Genomic DNA, 12,084 nt, shown 5'->3' with positions numbered 1-12,084 from the left:
ATATGAAATTCACCCTTTCCTGGCTGAAGAAACACCTCGATACGACCGCCTCTGTTGACGAGATCGCAGAAGCGCTGACCGACCTCGGGCTTGAGGTGGAGGGGATCGAGAACCCCGCCGCCAAGCTGGCCGATTTCCAGATCGCCAAGATCGTGCACGCCGAGCAGCACCCCGATGCGGACAAGCTTCGGGTCTGCAAGGTCATGACCGCCGATGGCGAAACCCAGATCGTCTGCGGCGCGCCCAACGCCCGCGAAGGCATCACCGTGGTTCTGGCCAAGCCCGGCACCTATATTCCCGGTCTCGATATCACCATTTCCGTCGGAAAAATCCGCGGGGTCGAGAGCTTTGGCATGATGGCCTCGGAGCGCGAGCTTGAGCTGTCGGACGAGCATAACGGGATTATCGAGCTTCCTTCGGGCGAAGTGGGCGAGAGCTTTGCCGACTGGCTGTCGGCCAATGATCCGTCCAAGGTCGAACCTGTGATCGAGATCGCGATTACGCCGAACCGTGGCGATGCTCTGGGCGTGCGCGGTATTGCGCGTGACCTTGCTGCGCGGGGATTGGGCAAGCTCAAGCCTTGCACAGTCGAAGCTGTGCCTGCGAGCTTTGAAAGCGATATCAAGGTGACGATCGACGAGGATACGCTTGACGGCTGTCCGCTGTTCACGGGTCGCCTCATCAAGGGTGTCAAGAACGGGCCTTCGCCCGAATGGCTCCAGCAGGCGCTCAAGGCGATCGGTTTGCGCCCGATTTCGTTCCTTGTGGATGTGACCAACTATTTCACCTTTGACCAGAACCGTCCGCTGCACGTCTTTGACGCGGATAAGGTCAAGGGCAACCTTCGGGTGCACCGCGCCAAGGGCGGAGAAGAGATCCTTGCGCTCGACGAGAAGACCTATGTTCTTCCTGCGGGCGCGATGGCGATTTCCGACGACAACGGCGTCGAGAGCATTGCGGGCATCATGGGCGGCGAGCACTCGGGCGTGACCGAAGAGACGGTCAACGTCTTTGTCGAGAGCGCGTGGTGGGACCCTGTCCAGATCGCATTGACGGGCCGTGCGCTCAAGATCAACTCGGACGCACGCTACCGTTTCGAGCGCGGTGTCGATCCCGAGTTCACGCCAATGGGGCTTGAGCACGCGGTGCGTATGATCGTGGATCATGCGGGCGGCGAGGCCTCGGAGATGGTGGTCGCGGGCGGTGTTCCGAACTTTGCCCGTGCCTACAAGCTTGATGCCAAGCGGGTTCAGAGCCTTGTCGGGATGGATATTCCCGAAAGCGAGCAGCGCCAGACGCTGACCGCGCTCGGGTTCCGTATGGAAGGCGATATGGCCCATGTGCCGAGCTGGCGTTCGGATGTTCAGGGCGAGGCTGACCTCGTCGAGGAAGTGGCGCGTATCGCCTCTCTGACCAAGCTTGAAGGCAAGCCGCTGCGCCGTGCTTCGGCTGGCGTGCCCAAGCCGATCCTGACCCCGCTTCAGGTGCGCACCTCGGTTGCGCGCCGTATGGCGGCGTCACTCGGCTATAATGAATGCGTGACCTATTCGTTCATCGACCAGAAGGCGGCGACGCTTTTCGGCGGTGGCACCGATGCGACCCGTCTCGAGAACCCGATTTCCAGCGATATGAGCCATATGCGGCCTGACCTGCTTCCGGGTCTCTTGCGTGCGGCGGCGCGCAATCAGGCACGCGGGTTTGCAGATCTGGCGCTGTTCGAGGTCGGGACCGCGTTCCACGGCGGCGAACCGGGTGAACAGCATGTTGCGCTTTCAGGGGTTCTGATCGGTCGTAACGGGCCCAAGGATGTGCATGGCGCAAGCCGCGCTGTCGATGTGTTCGACGCCAAGGCGGACATTGAAGCGATCTTGGCTTCGGTCGGTGCGCCTGCGCGGGTCCAGATCATGCGCAACGGGGCCGAATGGTGGCACCCCGGACGTCATGGCCAGATTTGCCTTGGACCGAAAAAGGTTCTCGGTATTTTCGGTGAACTGCATCCCAAGATCCTGCGCGAGATGGACATCAAGGGCGCGGCTGTCGCCTTTACCATCTATCTCGAGGAAATCCCGCTGCCCAAGAACACCTCGGCTTCGCGCCCTGCTCTCGAGGCTTCGGAGCTTCAGGCGGTCGAGCGTGACTTTGCATTTGTTGTGAATGCGGATGTCGAGGCTCTGACCCTCGTGAATGCGGCCTTGGGGTCCGATAAGGCTTTGATCGAAGACGTGCGGGTGTTCGACGAGTTCATCGGCGGCAGCCTTGGCGAGGGCAAGAAATCGCTCGCCATCACAGTGCGGCTTCAGCCCAAAGAGGCGACGCTGACCGAAAAGGACCTTGAGGCTGTTTCGGCCAAGATCGTCGAGAAGGTCACAAAGGCGACGGGCGGCACGCTCCGCGGATAAAAGAAAGGGCGGTCCAACGGGCCGCCCTTTTTCGTTCAGCTCGGGACCTTGCTTCCCTTTTGGACCGCAGGGCGGGCCAAGAAACGGTCCACATAGGCAGGCACATTCGTTAGGTCGTCATAGCCCGTGACGGCGGTGGCCCCATAGAATTCCAGCCCCTTGAGCCAAGGCGCAAGCGCGATGTCGGCAATCGAGAAATCGCCTGCGATCCATTCTTTGCCGTCCAGCTCTTTTTCAAGGACGTTCAACAGGCGCTTGGCTTCGTTGATGTAGCGGTCGCGCGCGGTGGGGTCTTCCATCTTGGCGCCCGCGAATTTGTAGAAAAAGCCAAGCTGGCCGAACATCGGGCCGACGCCGCCCATCTGGAACATGAGCCACTGGATGACCTTGTAACGTTCGGTCGCGGTTTTGCCGATCAGCTTGCCCGTTTTGTCGGCAAGATAAATCAGGATCGCGCCGCTTTCGAAAAGACCGATGGGTGCACCATCGGGACCGTCGGGGTCGATGATCGCAGGGATCTTGTTGTTGGGGTTGAGCGAGAGAAACTCGGGGCTTTTGACGTCGGCATCGGCAAGCGTGACGAGATGCGGTTCGTAGGGAAGGCCGAGCTCTTCAAGCGCGATTGATGCTTTGACGCCGTTTGCAGTGGGGGATGCGTAAAGCTGGATCACGTCAGGATTTTTAGCGGGCCAGCGTTTGGTGATCGGGAAATTGGAAAGGTCTGCCATGTGTTGCTCCTTGGTATTTCTGCAACTTAATCATTTCGCGTTAGAATTTAACCCGTTCGACTGTGCGTTTTTTGCGCTATGGTTGTGTTGGCGCGAACAAAAAACAGGCGCTTTAACGGAATGGGGAAATAACATGTTGAAAGAATTCCAGTCTTTTATCGCCAAAGGCAATGTGATGGACATGGCTGTTGGTATCATCGTCGGTGCTGCGTTTACCGCGATTGTCAGCTCGCTTGTGGCTGATCTTTTGAACCCGATCATCGGGCTCTTTACGGGCGGCGTCGATTTCACGAACAACTACTTCGTGCTCAGCGGCGAAGTGCCTGCGGGCGCTAGCCTTGAAGCCGCACGTGAAGCGGGGGCGTCGATCTTTGCCTATGGGTCGTTCCTGATGGCTGTGATCAACTTCCTGATCATCGCGTTCGTAGTGTTCCTGCTGGTGCGTCAGGTGAACAAGATCAAGGATGCCATGACCGCCAAGGAAGAGGCTGCACCCGCTGCGCCGGCTGGTCCGAGCGAGATCGACGTGCTTCTCGAGATCCGCGACGCTTTGAAGAAGTAAGCGGACCGGAGTTAAGAAAGGCGGCTCCTCTCGGGGCCGCCTTTTGTGTTTTTAGATCAGTGTCTTGGGGTCGACGGTCGCGATCCCGAGAGCCTCGCCGACTGCGGCATAGGTGAGCTGACCTGCGTGGACGTTGAGGCCGTTGAGAAGGTGGCGATCCTCGGCGCAGGCCTTTTTCCAGCCCTTGTCGGCCAAGGCGAGCATGAAGGGCATCGTGGCGTTGCCAAGCGCAATGGTCGAGGTCCGCGCGACGGCGCCGGGCATATTGGCCACGCAGTAGTGCATGATCCCGTCCACCTCGTAGATCGGGTTTTCGTGGGTCGTGGCCTTGGAGGTCTCGAAACAGCCGCCCTGGTCGATGGCGACGTCCACAAGGGCCGCGCCGGGCTTGAGTTCCTTGAGTTGGTCACGCTTGATGAGCTTGGGGGCCGCAGCACCGGGCACAAGAACAGCCCCGATGATCAGGTCGGCTTCGCGGGCAAGCTCGATGGTGTTGCCCGCAGAGGCATAGCCGTTCTTGAAGGTTCCGCCGAAGACATCGTCGAGATAGCGCAGACGCGGGAGCGAGCGGTCAAGCACGGTCACATCCGCGCCCATGCCCGCCGCGATACGCGCTGCGTGGGTGCCGACGACGCCGCCACCGATGACGAGCACTTTGCCCGGACCGACACCGGGAACCCCACCAAGGAGCACCCCGCGCCCGCCGTTGGCCTTTTGCAACGTCCATGCGCCGACCTGTGGCGCAAGTCGGCCAGCGACTTCGGACATCGGGGCAAGGAGGGGAAGCCCGCCACGGTCGTCGGTCACTGTTTCATAGGCGATGCAGGTGGCACCAGACGCTAGGAGGTCATGCGTCTGGTCCGGATCGGGCGCGAGATGGAGATAGGTAAAGAGAAGCTGACCTTCACGCAGCATTTTGCGCTCGACGGCTTGGGGCTCTTTGACTTTGACGATCATATCGGCAGCGGCAAAGACATCGGCGGCGGTTGCCGCGATCTTGGCTCCTGCGGCGATGTAGTCGGCATCGGTAAAGCCCGCTCCGATCCCCGCAGCGGTTTCGACCGTCACGGTGTGACCATGCGCAACGGCTTCGGCCACGGCGTTGGGCGTCATGCCGACGCGGAATTCCTGGGGTTTGATCTCTTTCGGGCAACCGATGTGCATGGTGCAGCTCCTTGGGTGTTCGTTGCGTCAAAGGTGCACGAGATTGCGAACAATTGTTTTGCAAAGATCGGTGAGGATTGGCACAATGTTCGAAGAAAATTCTGTATAGTGATACAAAATTAGAAGGAATTTGCGTCAATGCAGCTCGATGAGACGGATATCCGAATCCTGCGCGCCCTTCAGAAAGAGGGGCGCATTTCGAATGCCGAGCTGTCCGAGCGGGTGAATCTTTCGCAATCGGCCTGTCATCGGCGCATCCAGCGGCTTGAAGAGGACGGCTATATCTCGGGGTATGTTGCTCTTCTCAGTCCCGAGAAAATCGGGCGCAAGACGGTTGTCTATGTGGAAATCACGCTCAGCGGCCAAAAGGACGAGATCCTCAGCGCTTTCGAAGAGGCGGTGGCAAGGGTGCCCGATGTGATGGAGTGTCATCTGATGGCGGGGGCGGCGGACTATCTGCTCAAGGTGGTCGCCAAGGATGCCGAGGATTTCGCGCGCATCCATCGCCGCTATCTGGCATCGCTCCCTGGCGTGCAGGGGATGCAGTCGTCGTTTTCTCTTAAATCCGTGCTCCAGACGACGGCTTTGCCGCTGGAATGACCCCTAGAAATGACAAACCCCCGAAGCAGAGGCTCGGGGGTCGTCATTTAGCGTGCTATCAGGCTCAATTAGATGAGTCCCTCGCGCTGCAGCTTTTTGCGCGCCAGCTTGCGCTGACGGCGAATCGCTTCAGCCTGTTCGCGAGCTTTGCGGATGGAGGGTTTCTCGAAATGTTGCTTGAGCTTCATTTCGCGGAAAACGCCTTCACGCTGCAGCTTTTTCTTCAGAACACGAAGGGCCTGATCGACGTTGTTGTCACGTACGCTTACCTGCATGTGGTTTTCACCACCTTTCTAAGTTGGATTTGCAAGAATTTGCAGGAATGGGCCGTATAGCAACCACTGCCATAATTGTCTAGTCTGGGGGCCAACTAAGGAGAATGGCGATGACCCAAGCCGAGTTTGACCCTGTTTTGAGGACCCTTCTCAATGCGATCGAGCCGCATGTCGTTTTTGACGGCTGGAGCCAGGTTGCCTTTGACGCGGCGGTTGCCGACGCGGGACTGACCGCCGAGGCGGCACGTGCTGTCTGTCCGCGCGGGGCGATTGATCTGGCGGTGGCCTATCACCGTGCAGGGGACGCGCGGATGGTGGAGAGGATGGCGGCGGCCGATCTTTCCCAAATGCGGTATTCGGAAAAGGTGGCGCATGCGATCTGGCTTCGGCTTGAGGATGCGGACCGCGAGATCGTGCGGCGCGGGACAACTCTTTTTGCCCTGCCCCATCATGCGGCAGAAGGATCGGGACTCATCTGGGGCACGGCGGACGCGATCTGGAATGCACTCGGGGATACGTCGGATGATGTGAACTGGTACTCCAAGCGCGTCACGCTTTCGGCGGTTTACGGCTCTGTCGTGCTCTATTGGCTCGGGGACGAGACCTATGGCGAGGCCACGAAGGAGTTCATCGACCGCCGCATTGCCGATGTAATGCGGTTCGAAAAGGTCAAAGCCTCGGTCCGCAAGAACCCCGCTTTCCGTCCTTTGGTCGCAGGGCTTGATCGGCTCTTGGGTGGTATCAAGGCACCCAAAGCGGCGGTTCGGGATGATCTTCCCGGGCGCTGGGTGGAATAGGGGGCCAATATGACCGAGATGATGAAAGCCGTTGAAATCACCAAGGCGGGTGGTCCCGAAGTTCTTCAACTGACCGATAGGCCGCGACCCGTGGCAGAGCATGACCGCGTGATCCTCAAGGTGGCTTATGCGGGTGTGAACCGCCCTGACGCGCTCCAGCGTGCGGGGGCCTATGATCCGCCCAAGGGCGCAAGTGATTTGCCCGGTCTTGAGTGTTCGGGCGAGGTCGTCGAAATTGGCGCCGGTGTCTCGAACCTCAAGGTCGGCGACAAGGTCTGCGCGCTGCTTCCCGGTGGTGGATATGCGGAATATGTCTCGACCCCTGCGGCGCATTGTTTGCCTGTTCCTTCGGGGCTGAGCATGAAGGAAGCGGCTTGTTTGCCCGAGACGTTCTTTACCGTTTATTCCAACGTGTTCATGCGCGGCGGTCTCAAGGCGGGCGAGCGGTTTCTCGTTCACGGCGGGTCTTCGGGGATCGGCACAACGGCGATCCAGCTTGCGCGCGCGTTCGGTGCGCGGGTTTTCGTGACCGCAGGTTCGGACGAGAAATGTGCCGCTTGTGTGGAGCTTGGGGCCGAGCGCGGGATCAACTATCGCACCGAAGCGTTCGAGGATGTGATGCGTGCCGAGGGCGGTGCCGATGTGATCCTCGACATGGTGGGTGGACCGTATATCCAGCGCAATCTCAAGGCCTTGGCCGATGATGGGCGTTTGGTCCAGATCGCGTTTCTGGGTGGTCCCAAGGCCGAGGTGAACTTTGCACAGCTGATGACGCGGCGGTTGACATTCACGGGTTCCACCCTTCGACCGCAGAGCGATCAGGCGAAAGCGCGGATTGCCGAGGCGCTTCTTGCCAAGGTCTGGCCCTTGATCGAAGCGGGCAAGGTTGCGCCCGTGATGGATCAGGAATTCGACTTTGCCGATGCGGCCTCTGCCCATGCGCGGATGGAGAGCAGCGCCCACATCGGCAAGATCGTTCTCAAGGTCAGCGGATAGGTTCCAAAAGGGCGTCATCAAGGGTGCAATCCCTGATGACATCCGTGCCGCAACGACGGAATTCGAGATCCCGCGTCAAGCAGATGCGGACCTCTTGGATATAGCCGCTCTTGCAGGTCACGGTCACTTCGTTGGGGTCAAGGCCTTGGTTGTCCTTGATAAAGGCCTGTTCCACGACAGAGGCGGGAAGCTGGACCGCCTTGCCCAGCTTGCGGAACACTTCGGGGCGGGTCACGCGGTCATAGGCCTCGCGGGCGAGGGCGTAGTATTGCGTCGAATTCAGGCCCGAACAGGTGCCGTGCTTGTTCCATTGATACCACGCAAGCCCCGAGGTGCCCATGATGTCGGCCATCGCATTCGTCTGGGTGCGCGTCGGCTCGGCGTGCGATGTGCGGCAGTAATCGGGCCAACCGCGTTCATACTGGGGCCAAAGCCCGTGCAGCACCCAACCGAAGTCTTCGGAGGGGTCACATTGCGGTGAGTTGCGGGCATCCCCTTCGAGGCTGCACCACGAGGGCGACCACGAGAGCGAGAGCACATAATAGTCGAATTCGCCGGCTGTGCCGTCTGCTTTGGCGAAGGTCGGGGCGAGAGCGGTAATTGCCGCAAAAATCAGTCTCAACATTTTCATCTTTTCTAATTTGCTTTCCCGCACTATATACCCCCCAAGTTCCCCGACAATGTGAACTGGGCCAAAAATGGCTCGCCCTCTTTCAGGGCACGGGGAAGGTTTGTTTATTAGGAGAGTCACGATGGCTGATAAACCGATTATGGCAAAGGCCACCGCCGTATGGCTGGTGGACAACACGACGATCACCTTCAAGCAGATCGGTGACTTTGTGGGCATGCACGAGCTCGAGATTCAGGGCATCGCGGATGGTGACGTGGCCGTCGGCGTCAAGGGCTTTGACCCTGTCGCCAACAACCAGCTCACGCAGGAAGAGATCGACAAGGCAGAGGCGAACCCGCTGCACAAGCTCAAGCTCAAGTTCAACCCTGCTGCTGTCGGTGAAGAAAAGCGCCGTGGCCCGCGCTATACCCCGCTCTCCAAGCGTCAGGACCGTCCTGCGTCGATCTATTGGCTGGTCAAGTTCCACCCCGAGCTTTCGGACGGTCAGGTTGCCAAGCTTGTCGGCACCACCAAGCCGACCATTCAGGCGATCCGCGAGCGCACCCACTGGAACATCCAGAACATCACCCCGATCGACCCCGTCGCTTTGGGTCTTTGCAAGCAGTCCGAGCTTGATGCCGCCGTGCAGAAGGCCAACGCCAAGCGCGCCAAGGAAGGCACCGCGATGACCGACGACGAGCGTCGCAAGCTGGTGAGCACCGAGCAGTCGCTCGGCATGGCACCCGAGCCCAAGATGCCTTCGGCGATTGCAGGTCTCGAAGCCTTCACGCTCTCGGGGAACAATGACGACGAGGAAGACGAGCGCGACGATTCGGCGTTCAAGGATGCGGATAGCTTCTTCAACCTTCCCGACAACGACGATGACGGCGACGAGGATTGATCCTCTCGCCCATCGGGCAGATTTGCGAAACCCCGGCCATTCGGTCGGGGTTTTTCGTTCAGAATGATTTACGGGCGCGCAGGGCGGCGGTGATCGTTCCGTCGTCGAGATAGTCCAGCTCGCCGCCGACAGGGACGCCTTGGGCCAATGAGGTGACTTTGACGTGGGGAAGCTGGTCGGCGATGTAATGCGCCGTCGTTTGCCCGTCGATGGTGGCCGAAAGGGCAAGGATCACCTCGGTCACGTTTTCACCGACGATGCGGTCGACCAGCTTGGGGATACGAAGCTCTTCGGGGCCGACGGCGTCGAGAGCGGAGAGCGTGCCGCCAAGAACGTGATAACGGCCCTTGAACACGCCCGAGCGCTCCATCGCCCAGAGATCTGCTACATCTTCAACAACGCAGATTTCACCGTTCGCACGCTTTTCGCTCTCGCAGATGTCGCAGAGGTCAGAGGTGCCGATGTTCCCGCAATTGAGGCATTCACGGGCGGTGGAGCCGACGCGATGCAGGGCATCTGCCAGCGGAATGAGGTGCAGCGAGCGCTTTTTGATCAGGTGCAGGACTGCGCGACGCGCAGACCGAGGGCCAAGCCCCGGGAGCTTGGCCAGGAGGTCGATCAGGTTCTCGATGTCTTTGTTCTGGCTCATCGTGGAACCTGTCACCCGTGATCAGAAAGGAAGTTTGAAATCGGCGGGAAGGCCGAGACCTTCTGTCAGCTTGGCCATTTCGGACTGGGCCCTTTGCTGTGCTTTGCCTTGGGCATCCTTGACGGCGGCAAGGATCAGGTCCTCGACCATTTCCTTTTCGCTGGCGACAAAGATCGACGGGTCTATGTCGAGACCCGTCAGATCGCCTTTGGCAGTTGCGGTGGCTTTGACAAGGCCTGCCCCGCTCTCACCGATCACGGTGATATGTTCGAGATCGTCCTGAAGCTTGGCCATTTTGGCCTGCATTTCCTGTGCGGATTTCATCATCTTGGCCATATCGCCAAGGCCGCCGAGTCCTTTGAACATCTGTCTTTTCCTGATTGAGGGGTTAGTCCGCTTCGAACGGGTCCCATTCTTCGTCTACTTCGCGGAGTGCCTCGACCTCGGCCTCGAGCGCGATATCCGCTTGGGTGCGGATCGTGCTGATACGGGCTTTGGGAAAGGACTTGAGGACAGCCTGCACCAGCGGGTGCTTGGTCGCCTCGGATTTGAGAGCGTTGTCTTCGGCGTCGCGCACTTCGGTGATCGTCGGGGCGCCGCCTTCGTTCACAAGCGTGATGGCCCAACGGTTGCCCGTCCACGCCTGAAGCCGCGACCCAAGGCGCTGGGCGAGGTCCTGGGGGGCGTTCGGAGCAAGCTGGAACTCGATCCGTCCGGGGCGATAGTTGGCGAGCCGCACGCCGCTTTCCACCTCGACGAGGAGTTTGACGTCGCGGTGGGCGCGGATCAGCTCGACCACGTCCTCGAAGCGGGCATAGCGTGCGAGCGAGTCGGCACTCAGTGCGGTGGCGGGTTGGGCACCGCCGCGTGCCACTGGACCCGAGCCCGAGGTCGGGGCATAGCTCGTGCTCATCGCATTCACCGTGCCGCCCGTCGGCGCAGGACGCCCGCCGCCGCCCGAGGGGCCACCCGAAGGCGGAAGCGTCTCGGAGAGTTTCTTGAGAAGATCCGCAGGCGCGGGGAGATCGGCCACATGGGTCAAACGGATGATCGCCATTTCCGCGGCCATCATCGCGTTGGGGGCGATCGCGACCTCTTCCAACGCCTTGAGCAGCATTTGCCACAGGCGGGTCAGAACGCGAATCGGAATAGCCCCCGCCATTGCCTGACCGCGCGAGCGTTCGTCAGGGGAAACAGTCGGATCGTCGGCTGCGTCGGGCGTGATCTGGATGATGGAAATCCAATGGGCAATCTCAGCCAGATCGCGCAGGATCGCCATCGGGTCGGCACCGTCGGCATATTGTGCCGAAAGCTCGGTCAGAGCCGCCGCCGCTTCGCCGCGTAGGATCATGTCGAAGAGATCAAGGACGCGCCCACGGTCGGCGAGGCCCAGCATGGCGCGGACCTGATCGGCTGTGGTTTCGCCCGCGCCATGGCTGATCGCCTGATCGAGAAGCGAGGTTGCATCACGGGCAGAGCCTTCTGCGGCGCGGGTGATGAGGGCGAGGGCGTCGTCACTGATCTCGGCGCCTTCGGCAGAGGCGATCTTGCGCAGGAGCGCGATCATCACTTCGGGTTCGATGCGGCGCAGATCGAAACGCTGGCAGCGCGACAAAACCGTGACGGGCACTTTGCGGATTTCGGTTGTCGCAAAGATGAACTTCACATGCGCGGGCGGCTCTTCGAGCGTCTTGAGAAGCGCGTTGAAAGCGCTTGTCGAGAGCATGTGAACTTCGTCGATGATATAGATTTTATAGCGGGCCGAGGCTGCGCGGTAATGAACGCTGTCGATGATCTCGCGGATGTCGTTCACGCCTGTGCGCGATGCGGCGTCCATCTCCATGACATCGACGTGGCGGCCTTCCATGATCGAGGTGCAGTGCTCGCACACGCCGCAAGGATCGGTGGTGGGTTTGCCGTTTCCGTCGGGGCCGATGCAGTTCATCCCCTTGGCGATGATCCGTGCGGTCGTGGTTTTGCCCGTTCCGCGGATGCCCGTCATGATGAAAGCTTGGGCGATACGGTCCGCGGCAAAAGCATTGCGAAGCGTGCGCACCATGGCGTCTTGTCCGACGAGATCGGCAAAGGTCTCGGGGCGGTATTTCCGCGCAAGGACCTGATAGGGGCGTGCTGCTGTGTCGGACATGGGGGCCTTGATCATCTTGTTCGAGGGACAAGGTAAGCAACCCGCGCCGCGAGGTCCACATCTGTCGGTCAAATCTATGCGGAAAGGTGAGAGACTGGACAGCGACCCAAGCGGAAATCGTTACGGCTGCTTCCTTCCGGACCTGACCGGGTTGGCGAAGCGCTCGCCCGCGCCAGCCTCTCGAGGGGTGAGTTAGGGGGTTTGGGGTGTCTTTGCAAGGGGTGAGGCCCTTTGATCCCGCAACAAGGCTGGAAACC

General features: G+C 60.2%; 13 protein-coding genes and 1 other RNA gene. 6 read left to right on the top strand and 8 right to left on the bottom strand.

Translation table 11 applies throughout. The features are described from left to right. Nucleotides 1-2 precede the first annotated feature (2 nt). Complete coding sequence (gene pheT, locus QQG91_RS12720; RefSeq protein ID WP_285770598.1) at nucleotides 3-2,399, top strand: phenylalanine--tRNA ligase subunit beta; 2,397 nt, start codon at nucleotides 3-5, stop codon at nucleotides 2,397-2,399. Between the two features lie 35 nt (nucleotides 2,400-2,434). Here the strand turns inward: pheT and QQG91_RS12715 are convergent, their stop codons facing one another. Next, on the bottom strand, nucleotides 2,435-3,127 hold the full coding sequence (locus tag QQG91_RS12715) for a glutathione S-transferase family protein (RefSeq protein WP_285770597.1): 693 nt from the start codon (nucleotides 3,125-3,127) through the stop codon (nucleotides 2,435-2,437). Between the two features lie 133 nt (nucleotides 3,128-3,260). On the opposite strand from QQG91_RS12715, the gene mscL reads away from it, so the two are divergent. Then, nucleotides 3,261-3,689 carry a large conductance mechanosensitive channel protein MscL gene (mscL, locus tag QQG91_RS12710; protein ID WP_285770596.1) on the top strand — a complete coding sequence of 143 codons (429 nt, stop codon included), beginning with the start codon at nucleotides 3,261-3,263 and terminating at the stop codon, nucleotides 3,687-3,689. 51 nt (nucleotides 3,690-3,740) lie between these two features. Here mscL and ald read toward each other — a convergent pair whose 3' ends face one another. After that, complete coding sequence (gene ald, locus QQG91_RS12705) at nucleotides 3,741-4,853, bottom strand: alanine dehydrogenase (RefSeq protein WP_285770595.1); 1,113 nt, start codon at nucleotides 4,851-4,853, stop codon at nucleotides 3,741-3,743. A gap of 138 nt (nucleotides 4,854-4,991) precedes the next feature. On the opposite strand from ald, the gene QQG91_RS12700 reads away from it, so the two are divergent. Continuing rightward, nucleotides 4,992-5,453, top strand: coding sequence for an Lrp/AsnC family transcriptional regulator (locus QQG91_RS12700; protein ID WP_285770594.1), 462 nt, complete (start codon nucleotides 4,992-4,994; stop codon nucleotides 5,451-5,453). 68 nt (nucleotides 5,454-5,521) lie between these two features. Here QQG91_RS12700 and rpsU read toward each other — a convergent pair whose 3' ends face one another. Beyond that, a complete protein-coding gene (rpsU, locus tag QQG91_RS12695) occupies nucleotides 5,522-5,728 on the bottom strand; it encodes a 30S ribosomal protein S21 (protein WP_285770593.1) in 207 nt (68 codons plus the stop codon). Nucleotides 5,729-5,838: 110 nt separating this feature from the next. Between rpsU and QQG91_RS12690 the strand changes: the two genes are divergently transcribed. Together QQG91_RS12690 and QQG91_RS12685 are read left to right on the top strand one after the other, a co-directional pair. Beyond that, entirely contained in the window at nucleotides 5,839-6,525 is a 687-nt protein-coding gene (locus QQG91_RS12690) for a COQ9 family protein (RefSeq protein ID WP_285770592.1), read from the top strand. Nucleotides 6,526-6,534: 9 nt separating this feature from the next. Beyond that, entirely contained in the window at nucleotides 6,535-7,521 is a 987-nt protein-coding gene (locus tag QQG91_RS12685) for an NAD(P)H-quinone oxidoreductase (RefSeq protein ID WP_285770591.1), read from the top strand. Here QQG91_RS12685 and QQG91_RS12680 read toward each other — a convergent pair. Then, complete coding sequence (locus tag QQG91_RS12680) at nucleotides 7,511-8,152, bottom strand: ribonuclease T2 family protein (RefSeq protein WP_502881576.1); 642 nt, start codon at nucleotides 8,150-8,152, stop codon at nucleotides 7,511-7,513. The two genes, QQG91_RS12685 and QQG91_RS12680, sit on opposite strands and share 11 nt — an antisense overlap. A 121-nt stretch (nucleotides 8,153-8,273) precedes the next feature. Here QQG91_RS12680 and QQG91_RS12675 point away from each other — a divergent pair, with 121 nt between their 5' ends. Further along, entirely contained in the window at nucleotides 8,274-9,032 is a 759-nt protein-coding gene (locus QQG91_RS12675) for a DUF1013 domain-containing protein (protein ID WP_285770589.1), read from the top strand. Between the two features lie 58 nt (nucleotides 9,033-9,090). Here QQG91_RS12675 and recR read toward each other — a convergent pair whose 3' ends face one another. The 4 genes from recR to ffs all read right to left on the bottom strand — a co-directional run bounded on the left by recR (nucleotide 9,091) and on the right by ffs (nucleotide 12,010). Further along, on the bottom strand, nucleotides 9,091-9,681 hold the full coding sequence (gene recR, locus QQG91_RS12670; protein WP_285770588.1) for a recombination mediator RecR: 591 nt from the start codon (nucleotides 9,679-9,681) through the stop codon (nucleotides 9,091-9,093). A gap of 21 nt (nucleotides 9,682-9,702) precedes the next feature. Next, nucleotides 9,703-10,047 (bottom strand): YbaB/EbfC family nucleoid-associated protein, encoded by a 345-nt coding sequence (locus tag QQG91_RS12665; RefSeq protein WP_285770587.1) that lies wholly within the window; start codon nucleotides 10,045-10,047, stop codon nucleotides 9,703-9,705. A 22-nt stretch (nucleotides 10,048-10,069) separates the two neighbouring features. Continuing rightward, complete coding sequence (locus QQG91_RS12660; RefSeq protein WP_502881575.1) at nucleotides 10,070-11,827, bottom strand: DNA polymerase III subunit gamma/tau; 1,758 nt, start codon at nucleotides 11,825-11,827, stop codon at nucleotides 10,070-10,072. 84 nt (nucleotides 11,828-11,911) lie between these two features. Continuing rightward, an RNA gene (gene ffs / locus QQG91_RS12655) (signal recognition particle sRNA small type) lies at nucleotides 11,912-12,010 on the bottom strand. Nucleotides 12,011-12,084: the final 74 nt, after the last annotated feature.

The organism is Marivivens sp. LCG002, assembly GCF_030264275.1.
Lineage (GTDB): Bacteria > Pseudomonadota > Alphaproteobacteria > Rhodobacterales > Rhodobacteraceae > Marivivens.
Note: the sequence above shows the minus strand (reverse complement) of the source record. Positions and strands in the feature narration are given on the sequence as shown.

Coding starts and splice junctions, on each gene's coding strand:
- pheT (WP_285770598.1), top strand. CDS start 3: ATGAAATTCACCCTTTCCTGGCTGAAGAAACACCTCGATACGACCGCC.
- QQG91_RS12715 (WP_285770597.1), bottom strand. CDS start 3,127: ATGGCAGACCTTTCCAATTTCCCGATCACCAAACGCTGGCCCGCTAAA.
- mscL (WP_285770596.1), top strand. CDS start 3,261: ATGTTGAAAGAATTCCAGTCTTTTATCGCCAAAGGCAATGTGATGGAC.
- ald (WP_285770595.1), bottom strand. CDS start 4,853: ATGCACATCGGTTGCCCGAAAGAGATCAAACCCCAGGAATTCCGCGTC.
- QQG91_RS12700 (WP_285770594.1), top strand. CDS start 4,992: ATGCAGCTCGATGAGACGGATATCCGAATCCTGCGCGCCCTTCAGAAA.
- rpsU (WP_285770593.1), bottom strand. CDS start 5,728: ATGCAGGTAAGCGTACGTGACAACAACGTCGATCAGGCCCTTCGTGTT.
- QQG91_RS12690 (WP_285770592.1), top strand. CDS start 5,839: ATGACCCAAGCCGAGTTTGACCCTGTTTTGAGGACCCTTCTCAATGCG.
- QQG91_RS12685 (WP_285770591.1), top strand. CDS start 6,535: ATGACCGAGATGATGAAAGCCGTTGAAATCACCAAGGCGGGTGGTCCC.
- QQG91_RS12680 (WP_502881576.1), bottom strand. CDS start 8,152: ATGAAAATGTTGAGACTGATTTTTGCGGCAATTACCGCTCTCGCCCCG.
- QQG91_RS12675 (WP_285770589.1), top strand. CDS start 8,274: ATGGCTGATAAACCGATTATGGCAAAGGCCACCGCCGTATGGCTGGTG.
- recR (WP_285770588.1), bottom strand. CDS start 9,681: ATGAGCCAGAACAAAGACATCGAGAACCTGATCGACCTCCTGGCCAAG.
- QQG91_RS12665 (WP_285770587.1), bottom strand. CDS start 10,047: ATGTTCAAAGGACTCGGCGGCCTTGGCGATATGGCCAAGATGATGAAA.
- QQG91_RS12660 (WP_502881575.1), bottom strand. CDS start 11,827: ATGTCCGACACAGCAGCACGCCCCTATCAGGTCCTTGCGCGGAAATAC.